This window comes from Ruegeria sp. HKCCSP346 (genome assembly GCF_017872595.1).
Classification (GTDB): domain Bacteria; phylum Pseudomonadota; class Alphaproteobacteria; order Rhodobacterales; family Rhodobacteraceae; genus Ruegeria.
In genome coordinates this window covers 427,168-444,001 of record NZ_JAEDOT010000001.1, presented here as the reverse complement: position 1 = coordinate 444,001, position 16,834 = coordinate 427,168, and the positions used below count along the sequence as shown (strand labels likewise).

Genomic DNA, 16,834 nt, shown 5'->3' with positions numbered 1-16,834 from the left:
AGCGCTATCACATTGCTGAAAGCTTGAACATGCCGAGCCGCTGGCGGTGGCAACACAGCTCTGCTAAGAGCGCCCCATGTTACGGATCGAAGACATCACCTATGCCGTTGAAGGTCGCCCGTTGTTTGACGGCGCAACCGCGACAATTCCCGATGGTCACAAGGTTGGCCTTGTCGGTCGGAACGGAACCGGAAAGACCACGCTGTTCCGCCTGATCCGGGGCGAGTTGGCTTTGGAATCGGGAAATATCTCGGTCCCGAAACGCGCTCGGATTGGTGGCGTGGCGCAAGAGGTGCCCTCCTCCGACGTCTCGCTGATCAATACAGTTCTGGCCGCCGATACCGAACGCAGTGCGTTGATGGCCGAGGCCGAAAGCGCCGAAGACCCGATACGCATTGCCGAGATTCAGACACGTCTGGCCGATATCGACGCCTGGTCCGCCGAGGCCCGCGCCGCTTCGATCCTCAAGGGGTTGGGCTTTGACGACGAAGACCAGCAGCGCCACTGTTCAGATTTCTCGGGCGGCTGGCGGATGCGCGTTGCGCTGGCGGCGGTGCTGTTTTCTCAGCCCGATCTGCTGCTGCTGGACGAACCGACCAACTATCTGGACCTCGAAGGCGCGCTTTGGCTGGAAAGCTACCTGGCCAAATATCCGCACACTGTGATCATCATCAGCCACGACCGCGGCCTTCTGAACCGCGCCGTGGGGTCGATCCTGCATCTGGAAGACCGCAAGCTGACCTATTACGCGGTGCCCTACGACAAGTTCGCGGAACGCCGTGCGGAACGGCTGGCACAGGCGGAATCGGAAAACGCCAAGGCCAAGGCCCGCATCGCACATCTGCAAAGCTTTGTGGATCGGTTCCGTTATAAGGCGTCGAAGGCCGTTCAGGCCCAGTCGCGCCTGAAGATGATCGAACGCATCCAACTGGTCTCGACCCCGCAAGAGGCCGCCCTGCGCGCCTTCAGCTTTCCGGAACCCGAGGAACTGTCGCCGCCGATCATCCAGATCGAAGGCGGCGTCACCGGCTATGGCGAAACCGAAGTGCTGCGCCGCCTGAACCTGCGTATCGATCAGGATGACCGTATCGCGCTGTTGGGCAAGAACGGACAGGGCAAGTCGACCTTGTCCAAGCTGCTGTCGGACCGGCTGCCCCTCATGGCGGGCAAGATGACCCGCAGCAACAAGCTGCGCATCGGGTATTTCGCACAGCATCAGGTGGATGAGCTTTACGTGGACGAAACGCCGCTGGACCACCTGCGCCGTCTGCGCCCTGACGAAGCGCCGGGCAAGTGGCGCTCGCGTCTGGCCGGGTTCGGGTTGAATGCGGATCAGGCGGAAACCGAGGTCGGGCGCCTGTCGGGCGGACAGAAAGCGCGGCTTTCACTGCTGCTCGCCACGATCGACGCGCCCCATATGCTGATCCTTGATGAGCCGACCAACCACCTTGACATCGAAAGCCGCGAGGCGCTGGTCGAGGCGCTGACGGCCTATTCCGGCGCGGTGGTTCTGGTCAGTCACGACATGCACCTGCTGAGCCTTGTCGCGGATCGTCTCTGGCTGGTTTCGGACGGTACCGTCAAACCTTTCGACGGCGACCTTGAAGCCTATCGGTCCCTGCTGCTGGCGCGCGACAGACCTGTCAGGGAAAAGCCCCGCGCGGTCAAATCGAAACGCCCCCCACGCGAGACGATACTGGCCTTGCGTGCGGATCTGCGCAAATGCGAGGACCGAATCGAAAAGCTGACGGAAATGCACGACAGGCTTTCGACCAAACTGGCCGATCCGGCGCTGTACGAGGACGAAAGGATCAACGATCTGGAAACCTGGAACCGCAAGTTCACCGAAGTCACCGAGGCCATGCAAAAAGCCGAGGCATTGTGGGTCGCGGCCGCCGAACGGCTTGAACAGGCAGAAACCGCATGAGCACGCCCATCACGGACACCGACGCCATGATCGCAGGTATGCAGCCCGACTTGCAGCCCGGTGAATTTGCCTTTGTCGTCTGGCCTGACAACAAACCCTGGCCTGACGGAACACGTGCAAGCTGCGTCGAGGCGGAGGGGTTGTCCCTGATCGTCCCGATTGACAGCGCGCCACAAGACACGGTCGCCATGCACTGCATCACATTGCAGGTTCATTCCTCTCTGGAGGGCGTGGGCCTTACCGCTGCCGTATCTGGTGCTTTGGCGCGGCAGGGAATACCTGCAAACATGGTCGCGGGATATCACCACGACCACATCTATGTCCCCGCAGCGCAGTCGCAAGACGCCTTGCGGGTCCTACAAGACCTGCAACGGAGCAGCAAACAGTGATAGACAGCGCATTCCTGATTACTGCGTTCACGACGCTATTCGTGGTGCTCGACCCGCCTGCGCAAACACCGATCTTTGTGGCACTGACCCAGGGCATGGATTGGAACACGCGCCGCTCGATCGCAATCCGCGCGTGTCTGACGGCGGGCGTCATTCTGGCCATGTTTGCCGCCTTTGGCGAAGCCCTGCTGGGGTTTGTCGGTATCTCGATGGAGGCATTCCGGGTCGCAGGTGGCGTCCTGCTGTTCCTGACAGCGCTCGACATGCTGTTTGAACGCCGAACAAAACGGCGTGAAACCAGCGCCGAGGAAGAAGAGCACCCGGATCCATCGGTCTTTCCGCTGGGCATCCCGCTGATTGCAGGCCCCGGATCGATTGCAACGATGATTCTGCTTGCGGGTCAGCAGCCCGGTATACAGGGGTTGGCCATCGTCATCGGTGTGATGCTGGTCGTGCTGGCGATGGTGTTCGTGATGTATCTGACATCCGGCGCTGTGGCCCGTATTCTGGGCAAGACCGGGCTGAACGTACTGACCCGCCTGCTGGGCATGTTGCTGGCAGCTTTGTCGGTTCAGTTCATCTTGGATGGCCTCAAGGCCTTTGGATTTGCGTCCTGAATTCCCATGTATCACTCAGATAGTCTTGTTGGGATAACGGTATGGATGGCGACAGCATTGCACGTTTGGCGTATCTGAGCTTGCTCGGCGCAGCGGTGGTGGCCTGGTTCATCTCTCAGAACCGGCAATCGCTGAACAAGACCCTGCAACAGATGATGGCCTGGGTGTTCATCTTTATTGGCGTGATAGCCGTCATCGGCTTGTGGGAAGACATACGGTCTTCGGTTGGCCCTGCCCCGCAGATGACCGTCACCGGCAACGCGATCGAGGTGCCTCGTGCCTATGATGGTCACTATTACCTTCCGGTTTTGGTGAATGGTGAGCCGATCAACTTTCTTGTCGACACCGGCGCCAGCCAGATCGTTCTCAGTGCCCGGGACGCAGAACGTGTAGGCATCGATCCCGATCAACTGAACTATTTCGGCCGCGCCCTGACCGCCAACGGCGAGGTGCGCACGGCGCCGGTGCGGCTTGACACCCTGACCGCAGGGCCCATTACCGACCAGAACGTATCGGCCTGGGTCAATGAGGGCGAGCTGGACAAGTCGCTTCTGGGGATGGAATATCTGCATCGTTTTTCGAGCGTCCAATTTGCAAATGGTAAGTTGATCTTGTCTCGTTGACGGCCCGGGCAGCTTGAGAACAAAAATAGAACATGCTAGTGTTCCGGCATGTCCACTCAGCTTCTTGGCCACAAAACTGCGCGTCAGGCACCGGGGGTAAAGCTCCATCCGCAGATCACCCTGGAACTGGGCCGCGTGCACGAGGCATGCGGCCCCGCCCGGCGCAGCTTTGCCATGTGGCTGGCCAGTCAGACGCAGGGGCCGGTCTTGTGGATTTCCCCCGCCTGGGAACCCGGCCAGCTGAACCCCGATGGGATGATGGCCTTTGCCGATCCGGCCCGGTTCATATTTGTTCATCCCACCCGTGCCGAAGATCTGCTGTGGTGCCTGGAGGAGGCGCTGCGCAGCGGGGCCATTCCGCTGATAATCGGCGACCTGCCCGGCGCACCGGGGCTCACGCCGATACGCCGGATGCATCTGGCTGCCGAACAGGGGGGTGCGATGGGGCGGGCTCCGCTTGGTTTGCTGCTGACACCCGGAGATGGCGGCGCGCAAGGGGTTGAAACGCGCTGGCACATGGCGGCCACCCATCGGGATGAGGCTCGGATCTGGGCTCTGACACGCCGCCGCGCCCGTGCCCTGCCCCCGGTCACATGGCAGGCCACCATGACCGCCGCTCGTGCCGGGTTGCATCTGGAACGGATCGAAACCGAAGACACACCGGCATAAAGCCACACGGATCACGCAAGAAGTGACTGGTCAAAACCCGGGCCGCGCCCTAGCGTCACGACATGAGCCATCCGATCCATGACAGCCGCTATTCCTGGCTTCGCCTTCTGATCACGCTCGCCATTGCAACAGTGGCGAATGTCGGCATGTGGGCCGTGATCGTGGTCATGCCCGCAGTTGAAACCGAATTCGGGGCCGGTCGTGCCGAAGCCTCGATGCCGTACACTCTGGCAATGATCGGTTTTGCCCTGGGCAACATGTGGCTGGGGCAGGTAGTGGACCGGCTGGGCGTCACCAGCGCCCTGATCGGAGCAGCCGTCTTAAGTGCGCTGAGCTACGTGCTGGCAACGCTGGCACCAAGCATAATGTTGCTATCCGCGGCACATCTCCTGCTGGGGCTGGGCACATCGATCGGGTTTGGCCCGCTGATCGCAGATATCTCACATTGGTTCATGAAACGGCGCGGCATTGCCGTCGCGTTGGTCGCCAGTGGGAATTACCTGTCCGGCGCCATCTGGCCCACCATGCTGTCCGGAATTCTGGCGCGGGATGGATGGCAACAGGTCTATCTGACGCTCGCCGTGCTGACGCTTGTCGTCGTCATTCCCCTGTCGCTGCTGCTACGCCGCAGGGTTCCGGTCGAGGCACACAGCACCGCCGCAGCATCCGCCAAAATCAATGCACGAAGTGTCGGTGTATCACCGCGCGCGCTGCAATATATTCTGGGCCTGGCCGGGATCGGTTGTTGTGTCGCCATGTCGATGCCACAGGTTCATATCGTCTCCTATTGCGTCGGGCTGGGATATGGGCCCGCGGTCGGGGCCGAGATGCTGTCACTGATGTTATTGGGTGGTGTTGTCAGCCGGATCATCTCGGGTTTGTTGGCAGATCGGCTTGGCGGGGTCCTGACGCTTTTGATCGGTTCGCTCCTGCAATGTATCGCCTTGTTCCTGTTCCTGCCCTACGATGGAATGGTGTCGCTTTATGCCATCAGTCTGCTCTTTGGTCTGGCACAGGGCGGCATCGTGCCCAGCTATGCGTTGATTGTCCGCGAATACATGCCGCCGCAAGAAGCTGGTGCGCGCGTCGGGTTCGTCATGATGATGACCATTCTTGGCATGGCACTCGGTGGCTGGATGTCAGGATGGATCTACGACCTCACCGGAAGCTACCAACTGGCGTTCGTGAATGGTATCCTTTGGAATGGTCTGAACATTGCGATCGTTCTGATGCTGCTCAGAAGATCCCGCCCCACACGGGAAAGCGTCATGGCATGACCCCTCTGACCCGTCGCAACCTGCTTGCCGGGCTGGCAACCCTGCCCCTGACCCGGGCGGCACAAGCCGCATTGCGGCCATACATCCTGTCGGATGAAGGCACCCGGGTCGGGTTCACCTTTGATCTTGCGGGGGTGACACAGTCAGGGACGATGCCGATCCGGACCGCCGATGTTCAGATTGACACAGGTCGGCTACAGAACAGCCAGGTCACGGTGACACTGGACGTCAGCAAAGCCAGAACACGGCTGCCCTTTGCCCGTATGCCCATGCTCAGCCCCAGCGTTTTGGACGCGAAACAGCACCCAACGATCCGGTTTGTGTCAACGGACATACAACTGGGCGCGGAAGGGCGGATATCAGATGGCGCTCGGATCACGGGTGATCTGACGGTCCGCGGCGTGACCCGCCCGATCACGTTGGAGGCCAATCTGTACCGGCAGGTAGGAAGTGCAGTGAACGATCTGAGCCGCCTGACCATTGGCCTGAAGGGCGCTCTGAACCGGCACGACTTCGGAGCTTCGGGCTATCCTGACCTGGTTGACGACACCGTCGGCCTGGACATCCGCGCCGAGATCATACGCGCGACCTGATCGCCGAACGGCAAAAAACGACTCGCTAAAGTCGAATTGATGCGCGCATTGTGCGGCGACCCTGCCAATCTGAGACCACCATGCGCACGATCATTTCATTTGCCGCTCTGTTTCTTTCGGTCATTCTGCTTCAGCTTTCCACAGGAGGCGTCGGGCCACTCGATGCCATTTCCGGCATCACTCTGGATTTCACGACCGAACAGATCGGTCTTTTGGGGTCTTCGCACTTTCTGGGGTTTTTCATCGGCTGCTGGTGGGCACCACGTCTGATGGGCAATGTCGGTCATTCGCGCGCATTTGCAGTTTGCACCGCGTTGGGCGCGATGGGCCTCATCGGACATACGCTGACCGAAAACCCATATATCTGGGCCGCCCTTCGTGTGGCCTCGGGCACCTGCGTCGCAGGCGCATACACGGTGATCGAGGCCTGGCTGAACGCGAAGGTCACCAATGAAACCCGAGGGCGTGCAATGGGAACGTACCGGATCGCGGATATGGGCGCGTCCCTGTGCGCCCAGTTGATTATCGCCGTTCTGCCCCCGGCCTCTTACGTCTCGTATAACCTGCTGGCGATCCTTTGCTGTGCGTCACTGCTGCCGCTGACGCTGACCAAAGCAAGCCAACCCAAAACACCTGACGCGCCCCGCCTGAAACCCGGGCTGGCTTGGCGCAGCTCACCCTTGGCCGTGGCTGGCGTGATCGTGGCCGCGCTCAGCTCGGCCTCGTTCCGAATGGTGGGTCCGGTTTACGGGCAAGAGGTCGGACTGGGCGTCGATCAGATCGCATTCTTCCTGGCCTCTTTCGTACTGGGTGGAGCGCTTGCTCAATACCCTGTCGGCTGGCTGGCTGATAAATATGACCGGCGCTGGGTGCTGATCTGGCTGTCAGCTGCCGCGGTATTCAGCTGCGGCGTCACCATGGCGGCCAGCGGCACCGGAACGATCGGAGTCATGTCGGCGGCCGTGTTCTTTGGTCTGACGACCTTCCCGATCTTCTCGGTCTCTTCCGCCCACGCAAACGACTTTGCCACGTCCGAGGAACGGGTGGAACTCTCGGCTGCCCTGATGTTCTGGTTTGCCTTGGGGGCAATTGCATCGCCCTACATAACCTCGACCCTGATCCAGCAATTTGGCCCCGGTGCCCTTTTTGCCTTCGTGGCGTTCGGGCATGTCTTCCTGATCGTGTTTGGTCTGGCGCGGATGCGGTCTCGCCCCACCCCCGAGGAGCGCACGAATTATGTTTACGCCCCGCGCACCTCATTCACGATTGGTCGCCTTCTGAAACGATCACGGGAAGACTGAACAACCCAACGCCCCCGTTTTTTGAATATCTTTTGTGATCGCCCCCGCCTTTTCGGTCGGTTCGGTATGGAACAAGGAGAAGGCGCTGCCACTCGGTGTCAAAGCGTTGAGATCCCTCTGTTCACTTCAGTGGCATTTTACGTCTCCGGAACGCGATCCAGACCGTCGCGGCAGCACGATTTTCGATCCCTTCGGGATCTAAATCGACAAGCAAGTCAATGCCGGGCTTTTGCTGGGCGATCACATCATGTAGACGGGCGCGCAGACAGTTACGCGGAAACGGATCATGGCTCGGATTCTCATCACCTCGGCGATCCCCTACATCAACGGGATCAAACACCTCGGCAATCTGATCGGCTCGCAATTACCGGCTGATTTGTACGCACGTTACCAGCGTGGCCGGGGGAACGAGGTCATGTTCCTGTGCGCCACGGATGAACACGGTACACCCGCCGAGCTGGCCGCCGCCAAGGCTGGCAAGCCGGTGGCGGAATATTGCGCCGAGATGTATGCGATTCAGGCCGATATCGCCAACCGGTTTGGTCTCAGCTTCGATCACTTCGGCCGCTCGTCCAGCGACCAGAACAAGCGCCTGACCCAGCATTTTGCGGGCAAGCTGGATGACGCGGGCCTGATCCGCGAAGTCAGCGAGAAACAGGTGTATTCCAACGCCGATGGCCGCTTTCTGCCTGACCGGTATATCGAAGGCACCTGCCCTAATTGCGGCTATGATCGCGCACGCGGCGACCAGTGCGAAAACTGCACCAAACAATTGGATCCGACCGACCTGATCGAGCCGCGCTCGGCCATTTCCGGATCCACCGATCTGGAAGTGCGCGAGACCAAGCACCTGTATCTGCGTCAATCCGCGATGAAGGACAAGCTGGATGCGTGGATCGACAGCAAGACGGACTGGCCGATCCTAACCACTTCGATTGCCAAGAAGTGGCTGCATGACGGTGACGGCTTGCAGGACCGTGGCATTACCCGCGATCTGGACTGGGGTGTACCGGTCAAGAAAGGCGATCAGGATTGGCCGGGGATGGAAGGCAAGGTCTTTTACGTCTGGTTCGACGCCCCCATCGAATACATCGCCTGCGCCAAGGAATGGGCCGATGCCAACGGCAGGACCGATGCGGATTGGGAACGCTGGTGGCGCACCGACAAGGGCGCGGACGACGTGCGCTATGTCCAGTTCATGGGCAAGGACAACGTGCCGTTCCATACATTGTCCTTCCCGGCCACCATACTGGGCACCAACGCGCATAATGAAGAGGCCGGATCACCCGAAAGCTGGAAGCTGGTGGATTACATCAAGTCGTTCAACTACCTGAATTATGACGGCGGCCAGTTTTCGACCAGCCAGGGCCGTGGCGTGTTCATGGATCAGGCGCTGGACATTCTGCCTGCCGATTACTGGCGCTGGTGGCTGCTGAGCCATGCACCCGAAAGCAGCGACAGCGAATTTACCTGGGAGAATTTCCAGCAATCGGTGAATAAGGACCTTGCAGACGTTCTGGGCAACTTTGTCAGCCGCATCACCAAATTCTGCCGCTCGAAATTTGGTGAGACCGTGCCCGAAGGTGGACAGTTCGGCCCCCGCGAACAGGCCTTGATCGAAGAGCTCACCAAACGTGTCCGCGCCTATGAAGGCCATATGGAGGCGATGGAGGTTCGCAAATCCGCGCAGGAGCTGCGGGCAATCTGGGTCGCAGGAAATGAATATCTACAGGCCGCAGCTCCGTGGTCGACATTCAAGGAAGACCCCGAGCAGGCCGCCGCGCAGGTACGTCTTGGCCTGAACCTGATCCGGCTTTACGCCGTTCTCAGCGCACCGTTCATCCCCGACACCTCGGCCCGCATGCTGAGCGCAATGAACACTTTGGATACCAACTGGCCCGATGATGTTGCCACCGCGTTGAACGCCTTGCCGTCCGGCCACGACTTTGCCGTGCCAGACGTTCTGTTCGCCAAGATAACGGATGAACAGCGCGAAGAATGGCAGGACAGGTTCGCGGGAACCCGCGACTGATCGGTCCGGCACAATAGACCCGGGGGGCCCATTTCGGGCCCCTTTTGTTTGGGCCACGCGGCCGCGTCAGGGCCTAAGCCAGCATAAGTGCTTGAACTTTTGACCTCCGCCCTGACCAGCGCGGGACTCATCACGCTTGAGATATCGGCACAAAAAAGTCATCCTGAGACAAGGTTCCTCCGACTCGCGTCGCCGTGGCGACTGGGTCGGTATCTTTTGTTTCTGCATCGATCGAGGCTTTCGCCATGTCCCCAGCATTCCTTTCACCCAACAAGACCAGCAGGCATTTGGCCGCCGCATTCATGCTGATGTCCTTGGGTTTGGCGCATCCGGCGACCGCGCAGGAAGAAGGGGCACCGCCAAAGGTTTCGATAGCGGCGGCCTATACCGAGGAAATCACCGACGAAGCCACGTTCATCGGACGCGCCGAGGCAATCAACAAGGTCGATATCGTGGCGCGGGTGAACGGATTTCTCAACAGCCGCGAGGTCGAGGATGGGGCGACCGTCAAAGAAGGCGATCTGCTGTTCACCATCGAACCCGACCTGTACGAGGCGACGCTTGAGGCCCGAAAGGCCGATCTGAACCGGGCCGAAGCAAATCTTGAACTGGCAAAGGTCGATCTGGCGCGTAAAGAAGAACTTTACAAACGCGACGCGACACCAGAGTCAGAACGCGACATTGCCCGCGCCAACGAACTGGTCGCCGAGGCAGAGGTGAAGGCGGCCAATGCTGCGATCCAGCAGGCCGAGCTTGACCTGAGCTACACGCAGATACATGCGCCATTCGACGGCCGTATCGGCAGGATCACGACCAGCGTCGGAGATGTGGTCGGCCCAAACAACCCTCCTCTGGTCAATATCGTCAGCGAGACGCCCATATATGTGAATTTCTCGTTGAACGAAAAGCTCTTCACCTCAGTCTTGCAGACTTATGGTGAAAACTCGGCATCGCTGGCGGAAAGCCCGCAAAGCCCGAATGTGCACGTCATCCTGCCCAACGGCACCAAGATGGATGAAGTCGGCAGAATTGTATTCGTTGACAACCGTATCGACCCATTGACCGGCGCAATTACCATTCGCGCCCAGTTCGACAACGCGGACCGGCTGATTCTGGATGGCGCCTTTGTGAATGTGCAGATCGAAGCGCTGGAACCAACCTTGCAGGTTCTGGTGCCTCAAGCCGCCTTGCAGCGCGATCAGCGGGGTGAGTTTGTCTTGGTGGTCAACGACAAGCAGATGGTTGAACAGCGTTACATCACCACCGGTGACACGGTCGGAACCGCGATTATCGTGCTGGACGGGCTGCGCGAAGGCGAAAGCGTCATTGTCGAGGGCCTGCAACGGGTTCGCCCCGGCGTCGCTGTTGACGCAGTCGTCGCCTCTGAGCAACCGGGAGAGTAACAGATGTTCTCAGCCCTGTTCATCAGCCGGCCCAAGCTGGCGCTCGTCATTTCGCTGGTGCTGACCATCATGGGCGGTATCGGATACCTTGTGCTGCCGGTCGCGCAGTTTCCCGATATCACCCCGCCCGTGGTCAACGTCTCGACCACCTATACCGGCGCAAACGCCGAGACCGTTGAAAACACCGTTGCCGCGCCGATCGAGGCGCAGGTCAACGGTGTGGACGACATGATCTACATGACATCCAGATCATCGGACAACGGGTCCTATTCGCTGGATGTGACCTTTGAGGTCGGCACCGATCCTGACATCGCATCGGTCAACGTTCAAAACCGGGTGGCGCAGGCCATGTCGTCGCTGCCAGCCGAAGTGACTTCGTCCGGCGTGGTGACACAGAAATCTTCGACCAACATGCTGATGCTGGTCACTCTGACCTCACCAAATGGGACCTATGACAGTGTGTTCCTGTCGAACTATGCCTCGATCAATCTGCGCGATGCGCTGGCCCGCGTGCAGGGCGTCGGCAAGGCCGATGTTCTGACCAACCTTGAATACGCCATGCGGATCTGGATGGACCCGGACAAGATGGCGGCGCTGTCCATCACACCGGGGGATGTCATCAATGCGATCCGGGAACAGAATATCGAAGTATCCGCCGGTTCGATCGGTGCGCCACCCGTTCCCGAAGGGCAGACGTTTCAATACACGATTAAATCCAAAGGCCGTCTGACCTCCGCAGAGGAATTCGGTGACATTGTCATCCGGACAGGTGACGCCGGTGCCATCGTCCGCGTCAAAGACATCGCCCGGGTAGAGCTTGGCGCGGAATATTATGCGGCTTCCGGCTATTTTCAGGCGGTTCCAGCCACGGTTATCGGCATCTATCAGGCCCCCGGTGCAAACGCTTTGGCGGTTTCGGAACGCGTGCAGGCGGAATTGGAGCGGCTGTCCCGCGCCTTTCCGACAGATGTCGAATATGATGTCCCCTTCAACACGACCGACTTTGTCGAGGCGTCTTTGAACGATGTGGTCTCGACCCTGATCCTGACCTTCATTCTGGTTATTTCGGTTGTGTTCGTGTTCCTTGGAAGTTGGCGCGCAACGATCATTCCGGCGGTGGCAATCCCGGTATCCCTGATCGGTACTTTTGCCTTCCTGCTGGCGTTTGGGATGTCGCTGAACACCATCTCGCTGTTCGCCTTGGTGCTGGCCATCGGTATCGTGGTGGATGACGCCATCGTCGTCGTCGAAAACGTGGAGCGCATCATTGCCGATGAAGGGTTGCCCCCTGCTGAAGCCACCCGTAAAGCCATGGGCCAGATCACGGGGCCGGTCATCGCGACCACACTGGTTCTTTTGGCGGTGTTCGTGCCGGTCACGTTCATGCCCGGCATCTCGGGGCGGCTGTATTCCCAATTTGCCATAACGATCTCGACCGCTGTCGTAATCTCTTCCATCAACGCTCTGACCCTTTCGCCCGCCCTGTGCGGCTTAGTTCTTCGTCCCCGGTCCGGCCCTCCCAAAGGGGTGCTTGCGATGTTCGAAAACTTCATCGGCACCGTGCGCAACGGCTATGTGGCCATTGTACGAAAGCTGTTGGTTTTTCCGGCCATTGCGCTGGCCATCGTGGTTGGGCTTGGCATGGGAACCGGAACAATCATGTCCAACACCTCGGCCGGGTTTATTCCGCTTGAAGACAACGGGTATCTGTTCGTTGATGTTCAGTTGCCTGATGCCGCAACGTTGGAACGGACCGAGGCAGTAACTGCTCGTCTTGACGAACAGATAAGTGAAATCCCGGGCGTCGCGAGCACGGTTCTGGTCAACGGCTTTTCGATGCTGAACGGCACGATCACCAACGGCGCTGCAATTTTCGTCAACCTCGAAAACTGGAGCGAACGGCAGGAAGAGGATCTGAGCGCGGACGCCATTCTGGCCAAAGTGCTGGCGATCGCGAACGGTGAATCAGCAGCTTCGGTCCTTGCTTTCAACCCACCGCCCATCCAGGGCCTTGGTATGTCCGCCGGTGTCGAGATGGAAGTTCAGCAAACCGGTGGTGGCACTCCGCAGGATCTGGCCTCGGCCGTGGGTTCGTTCGTGTATTCGGCCAATCAGAGGCCCGAGATTGGGCAGGCCTATACGACCTTCCGCGCCAACGTCCCACAGCTGTTCGTTGATCTGGACCGCGAAAAAGCCAAAACGCTGAATGTCTCGGTCGCCGAGATATTTCAGACCATGCAGGCGCAGCTGGGATCTTACTATGTCAATGACTTCAACCTGTTCGGCCGTGTCTATCGCGTGATGATTCAGGCCGATGGGACCTATCGGGACAATGTCGAAGATATCGCGAACCTCTATGTCCGTTCTCAAAACGGAGACATGGTGCCGCTGGGGACACTGATCGACGTTGAAAACGTGCTGGGTCCGGTTCTGCTGAAGCGCCACAACCTGTTCCGGTCGGCCACGGTGACGGCGGTCCCTGCACCCGGCTTGTCCAGCGGCGATGCAATCAACGTGATGACCGAAGAATCCGCGACCGCCCTGCCCCCGGGCTATGCGTTCGAATGGACAGGGACAGCGCAGCAGCAGCTGGCCTCGGGAAGTCTGGTGATCATCATCCTCGGGCTTGCCATCCTGTTCGGTTACTTGTTCCTGGTGGGTCAGTATGAAAGTTGGACGCTACCTGTTTCAATCCTGCTTTCCGTTGTCGTTGCCTTGTTTGGGGCCGTGGCGGCGGTGGCCATCGTGGGCAGTGACATCAACCTCTATACGCAGATCGGTATGATCATGCTTGTCGGGCTGGCCTCGAAGAACGGTATTCTGATCGTCGAGTTCGCCATGGAGCAACGCGCCAAGGGGCTGTCCATCAAAGAGGCCGCAGCAGAGGCGGCATATCAGCGTTTCCGCGCTGTGATGATGACTGCGCTGTCCTTCCTACTTGGCGTTGTCCCCCTGCTGGCCGCCAACGGAGCCGGTGCCGCCAGCCAGAAAGCGATTGGTGTCGCGGTATTTGGCGGGATGCTGGCCGCAACGCTGGTTGGTGTGATCGTGGTGCCCGTGCTCTATGCCCTGATGCAAGGCATGCGGGAATGGTTGAAGGGCAACAAGAGCGACCCCGACCCTACGGAAAAAGCCGCCTGAACACCGAAAGCCCCATCTGAACTGATGGGGCTTTTTTGCAATTCCGCTACTAGGATTCAGGCGTTTTCAGGCTATCCCTTATCCTCGGACCGTTCAGACATCCATTGATCGATCCGCGCAATCTGCTCGGCACTCAGCCGCAAGCCCAGCTTGTTGCGGCGCCAAACCACATCTTCGGCTGAGCGGGCATATTCCTTGTTCATCAGCCACGCGACCTCTTTCGCTGTCAGGGTTGCGCCAAACTCCTCTCCCAGATCGGATACCTGTTTTGCATCATCCAAAACATCCCTTGCTTCAGTCCCGTAAGCTCTGATCAGGCGGGCAGCCCAGCTTTCGGTCAAAAAAGGATAGGCCGCCATAAGATCGCTTTTCAGGGTTTCGACAGCATCCACCGGAAAATCACCCCCCGGCAGTGCGACACCTGCGGTCCAGGGGCCGGGCAGGTGCGGAAAATACTCACCGACCTTCTCAAGCGCGCTTTCTGCAAGCCTGCGATAGGTCGTGATCTTGCCGCCGAATACATTCAAAACAGGCGCCCCGCCCTGCGCATCGACTTTCAACGTGTAATCCCGCGTTGCCGCAGTGGCACTGCTTGCTCCGTCATCATAAAGAGGCCGCACGCCGGAATAGGTCCACACGACATCGTCGCGCGTTATGCTTTTTTTGAAGTACTTTGATGCAAAGGCGCACAGGTAATCCTGCTCGGCCTCTGTGCAGACCGGTTTGGTCGACGGGTCCGGATGATCCTGATCCGTTGTCCCAATCAAGGTAAAGTCCTGCTCGTATGGTATGGCGAAAATGATGCGGCCATCTTCGCCCTGGAAAAAATAGCATTTGTCGTGATCGTAAAGCCTGGGCGTCACGATATGACTGCCCCGCACAAGCCGCACGCCCTCGCGAGAGTTCACGCGGATCTTGGATTGAATAATGTCGCCCACCCAGGGCCCACCTGCATTGATCAGCATCTTGGCCCGGACCAAACGGGTCTCACCGCTGATCCGATCCCGAACGGACACTTCCCAAAGATCGCCGACCCGCTCGGCCGAGGTCACTTCGGTTCGGACCATGATCTGCGCGCCGCGCGACTCGGCGTCACGCGCATTCAGGACCACCAATCGCGAGTCTTCGATCCAGCAGTCGGAATACTCATAAGCGGTTTCGAACTTGTCCTGCAACGGGGCCCCCTCGGGCGCTGACCGCAGGTTCAATGACGTCGTGCCCGGCAGGATTTTGCGCCCGCCCAGATTGTCATACATGAACAGGCCCAACCGGATCAGCCAGGCCGGACGCCGCCCGCGCATCCACGGCATGACCGTGCTGAGCAACCGCGAGGTCGGCGTTTCGGAATCAAACCGCATATCCTTGTGGTAGGGCAGCACAAAACGCATGGGCCAGCTGATATGCGGCATCGCGCGCAGCAGGGTTTCACGCTCGATCAGGGCCTCACGCACCAGGCGAAATTCAAAATACTCAAGATACCGCAATCCGCCGTGAAACAACTTGGTCGAGGCAGAGGACGTGGCAGAAGCGAGATCGTTCATCTCGACCAGCGTCACCGAAAGACCCCGCCCGGCGGCGTCCCGCGCTATTCCACAGCCATTGATCCCGCCGCCGATGATGAAAAGGTCTGTGATCTGGTTGTCCGTTGACTGCATATCCATTGATTCCCTGCCTGACACGGTTGCGGGCATTAGCCAGAATGACCTTCGCTTCGTCAATGTTTATGTTCGTTTTTTTTCTTTTTGCAACACTGGTATGAATTTCCAGCAAGTTGGCTTGCCAAAATCGACAAAAAGAACAAAAACGAAAATCAATCCTCTACACCGGAACTGCCCATGTCCTTGTCCTTTCGCCAATCCGACATTCTGGAAATCGCCAGCACCGATGGGCGCGTTACCGTCGAGGGGCTGGCTGAACGCTTTGGCGTCACCGTTCAGACGATCCGGCGCGACCTGACCGAGCTTGCAGATGCGGGCAAGCTGGACCGGGTTCACGGGGGCGCTGTTCTCCGCTCGGGTGTTTCAAATATTGGATACGAGGACCGCCGCGCGCTGAACGCGGACGCCAAGACCCGCATCGCTCAAACCTGCGCGGCTGATATCCCGGATGGCGCATCAATTTTCATGAACATCGGAACCTCGACCGAGGCCGTGGCAAGGCAGTTGCTGAACCACAAGAACCTGCTGGTGGTGACCAACAACATGAACGTTGCAAACATTCTTGTCGAAAACCCGGACTGCGAAATCATCATGGCCGGCGGCGTTTTGCGTCGGACAGACGGGGGGCTGATCGGCAACCTGACCGTATCAGCCATCCGGCAGTTCAAATTCGACATCGCCGTCATAGGATGTTCGGCGCTGGACGCGGATGGCGATCTTTTGGACTTCGACTTTCAGGAGGTTCAGGTCAGCCAGGCCATCATCGAGAAGGCGCGCCGAACTTTTCTGGTTGCCGATCATTCAAAGTTTCAACGCTCGGCCCCGGCGCGGATAGGATCAATTGCCGAACTTGACACGGTGTATAGCGACCTGCCCCTGCCCGGCAAGCTGCCAGAGCATTGTCGCGAGTGGCAGACTGATGTCGTCATCTGCGACTAGAGGCGGGCAAATAACAACGTCCGGGCGAGTTGCGCGGCTTGCCAGATCGAACTTGGCCTGACACTATCCTTCATACAAGAATTTGTGCACGGGAGGGGAGGACCGGGCCATGATTGCGCTTTTATTTTCGTTGTTTATCGCCACGATGGGGCTGAACTATTTCAAGTTGACCAAAGCTGGCAACGCCTTGTTTTTCGTCACATTGGCCATGTGTATCTACTGGTTGAAATTCCACGCCACCACACCGCTTACAATTCAACTCTGA

The 16,834-nt window shown here is 59.0% G+C and carries 14 protein-coding genes; 13 read left to right on the top strand and 1 reads right to left on the bottom strand.

Features of this window, described 5'->3' with window-relative positions; translation table 11 throughout:
• Window positions 1–76 precede the first annotated feature (76 nt).
• The 11 genes from I9185_RS02210 (at window position 77) to I9185_RS02160 (ending at window position 13,972) form a co-directional block, all read left to right on the top strand.
• Window positions 77–1,927, top strand: a complete 1,851-nt coding sequence (locus I9185_RS02210) for an ABC-F family ATP-binding cassette domain-containing protein (RefSeq protein WP_210092246.1) — start codon at window positions 77–79, stop codon at window positions 1,925–1,927.
• Window positions 1,924–2,316 (top strand): ACT domain-containing protein, encoded by a 393-nt coding sequence (locus I9185_RS02205; protein WP_171723418.1) that lies wholly within the window; start codon window positions 1,924–1,926, stop codon window positions 2,314–2,316. The genes I9185_RS02210 and I9185_RS02205 overlap by 4 nt, the downstream gene beginning before the upstream one ends.
• A complete protein-coding gene (locus I9185_RS02200) occupies window positions 2,313–2,933 on the top strand; it encodes a MarC family protein (protein WP_171632979.1) in 621 nt (206 codons plus the stop codon). Before I9185_RS02205 ends, I9185_RS02200 begins: the two co-directional genes overlap by 4 nt.
• Before the next feature lie 41 nt (window positions 2,934–2,974).
• On the top strand, window positions 2,975–3,556 hold the full coding sequence (locus I9185_RS02195) for a TIGR02281 family clan AA aspartic protease (protein ID WP_171632981.1): 582 nt from the start codon (window positions 2,975–2,977) through the stop codon (window positions 3,554–3,556).
• Between the two features lie 48 nt (window positions 3,557–3,604).
• Window positions 3,605–4,225: a hypothetical protein gene (locus tag I9185_RS02190; RefSeq protein WP_152457744.1), complete on the top strand. Its 621-nt coding sequence runs from the start codon at window positions 3,605–3,607 to the stop codon at window positions 4,223–4,225.
• A 62-nt stretch (window positions 4,226–4,287) separates the two neighbouring features.
• Entirely contained in the window at window positions 4,288–5,502 is a 1,215-nt protein-coding gene (locus I9185_RS02185) for an MFS transporter (protein WP_210092245.1), read from the top strand.
• On the top strand, window positions 5,499–6,095 hold the full coding sequence (locus tag I9185_RS02180; protein ID WP_210092244.1) for a YceI family protein: 597 nt from the start codon (window positions 5,499–5,501) through the stop codon (window positions 6,093–6,095). The genes I9185_RS02185 and I9185_RS02180 overlap by 4 nt, the downstream gene beginning before the upstream one ends.
• 80 nt (window positions 6,096–6,175) lie before the next feature.
• A complete protein-coding gene (locus I9185_RS02175) occupies window positions 6,176–7,396 on the top strand; it encodes an MFS transporter (RefSeq protein WP_210092243.1) in 1,221 nt (406 codons plus the stop codon).
• 286 nt (window positions 7,397–7,682) lie between these two features.
• Window positions 7,683–9,428, top strand: a complete 1,746-nt coding sequence (metG, locus tag I9185_RS02170; protein ID WP_210092242.1) for a methionine--tRNA ligase — start codon at window positions 7,683–7,685, stop codon at window positions 9,426–9,428.
• Between the two features lie 245 nt (window positions 9,429–9,673).
• On the top strand, window positions 9,674–10,831 hold the full coding sequence (locus tag I9185_RS02165) for an efflux RND transporter periplasmic adaptor subunit (protein ID WP_171632994.1): 1,158 nt from the start codon (window positions 9,674–9,676) through the stop codon (window positions 10,829–10,831).
• 3 nt (window positions 10,832–10,834) lie between these two features.
• Window positions 10,835–13,972, top strand: coding sequence for a multidrug efflux RND transporter permease subunit (locus I9185_RS02160; protein ID WP_171632997.1), 3,138 nt, complete (start codon window positions 10,835–10,837; stop codon window positions 13,970–13,972).
• Window positions 13,973–14,043: 71 nt separating this feature from the next.
• On the opposite strand, the gene glpD is transcribed toward I9185_RS02160, so the two are convergent.
• Window positions 14,044–15,627: a glycerol-3-phosphate dehydrogenase gene (gene glpD, locus I9185_RS02155; protein WP_210092794.1), complete on the bottom strand. Its 1,584-nt coding sequence runs from the start codon at window positions 15,625–15,627 to the stop codon at window positions 14,044–14,046.
• Between the two features lie 180 nt (window positions 15,628–15,807).
• Between glpD and I9185_RS02150 the strand changes: the two genes are divergently transcribed.
• The gene (locus tag I9185_RS02150) at window positions 15,808–16,569 is read left to right on the top strand and encodes a DeoR/GlpR family DNA-binding transcription regulator (RefSeq protein ID WP_171633000.1); all 762 of its coding nucleotides are present in this window, start codon (window positions 15,808–15,810) and stop codon (window positions 16,567–16,569) included.
• Between the two features lie 109 nt (window positions 16,570–16,678).
• On the top strand, window positions 16,679–16,834 hold the full coding sequence (locus I9185_RS02145; protein ID WP_171116330.1) for a DUF5993 family protein: 156 nt from the start codon (window positions 16,679–16,681) through the stop codon (window positions 16,832–16,834).

Coding starts and splice junctions, on each gene's coding strand:
- I9185_RS02160 (WP_171632997.1), top strand. CDS start 10,835: ATGTTCTCAGCCCTGTTCATCAGCCGGCCCAAGCTGGCGCTCGTCATT.
- I9185_RS02175 (WP_210092243.1), top strand. CDS start 6,176: ATGCGCACGATCATTTCATTTGCCGCTCTGTTTCTTTCGGTCATTCTG.
- I9185_RS02185 (WP_210092245.1), top strand. CDS start 4,288: ATGAGCCATCCGATCCATGACAGCCGCTATTCCTGGCTTCGCCTTCTG.
- I9185_RS02205 (WP_171723418.1), top strand. CDS start 1,924: ATGAGCACGCCCATCACGGACACCGACGCCATGATCGCAGGTATGCAG.
- glpD (WP_210092794.1), bottom strand. CDS start 15,627: ATGCAGTCAACGGACAACCAGATCACAGACCTTTTCATCATCGGCGGC.
- I9185_RS02180 (WP_210092244.1), top strand. CDS start 5,499: ATGACCCCTCTGACCCGTCGCAACCTGCTTGCCGGGCTGGCAACCCTG.
- I9185_RS02210 (WP_210092246.1), top strand. CDS start 77: ATGTTACGGATCGAAGACATCACCTATGCCGTTGAAGGTCGCCCGTTG.
- I9185_RS02145 (WP_171116330.1), top strand. CDS start 16,679: ATGATTGCGCTTTTATTTTCGTTGTTTATCGCCACGATGGGGCTGAAC.
- I9185_RS02165 (WP_171632994.1), top strand. CDS start 9,674: ATGTCCCCAGCATTCCTTTCACCCAACAAGACCAGCAGGCATTTGGCC.
- I9185_RS02150 (WP_171633000.1), top strand. CDS start 15,808: ATGTCCTTGTCCTTTCGCCAATCCGACATTCTGGAAATCGCCAGCACC.
- I9185_RS02195 (WP_171632981.1), top strand. CDS start 2,975: ATGGATGGCGACAGCATTGCACGTTTGGCGTATCTGAGCTTGCTCGGC.
- I9185_RS02190 (WP_152457744.1), top strand. CDS start 3,605: ATGTCCACTCAGCTTCTTGGCCACAAAACTGCGCGTCAGGCACCGGGG.
- metG (WP_210092242.1), top strand. CDS start 7,683: ATGGCTCGGATTCTCATCACCTCGGCGATCCCCTACATCAACGGGATC.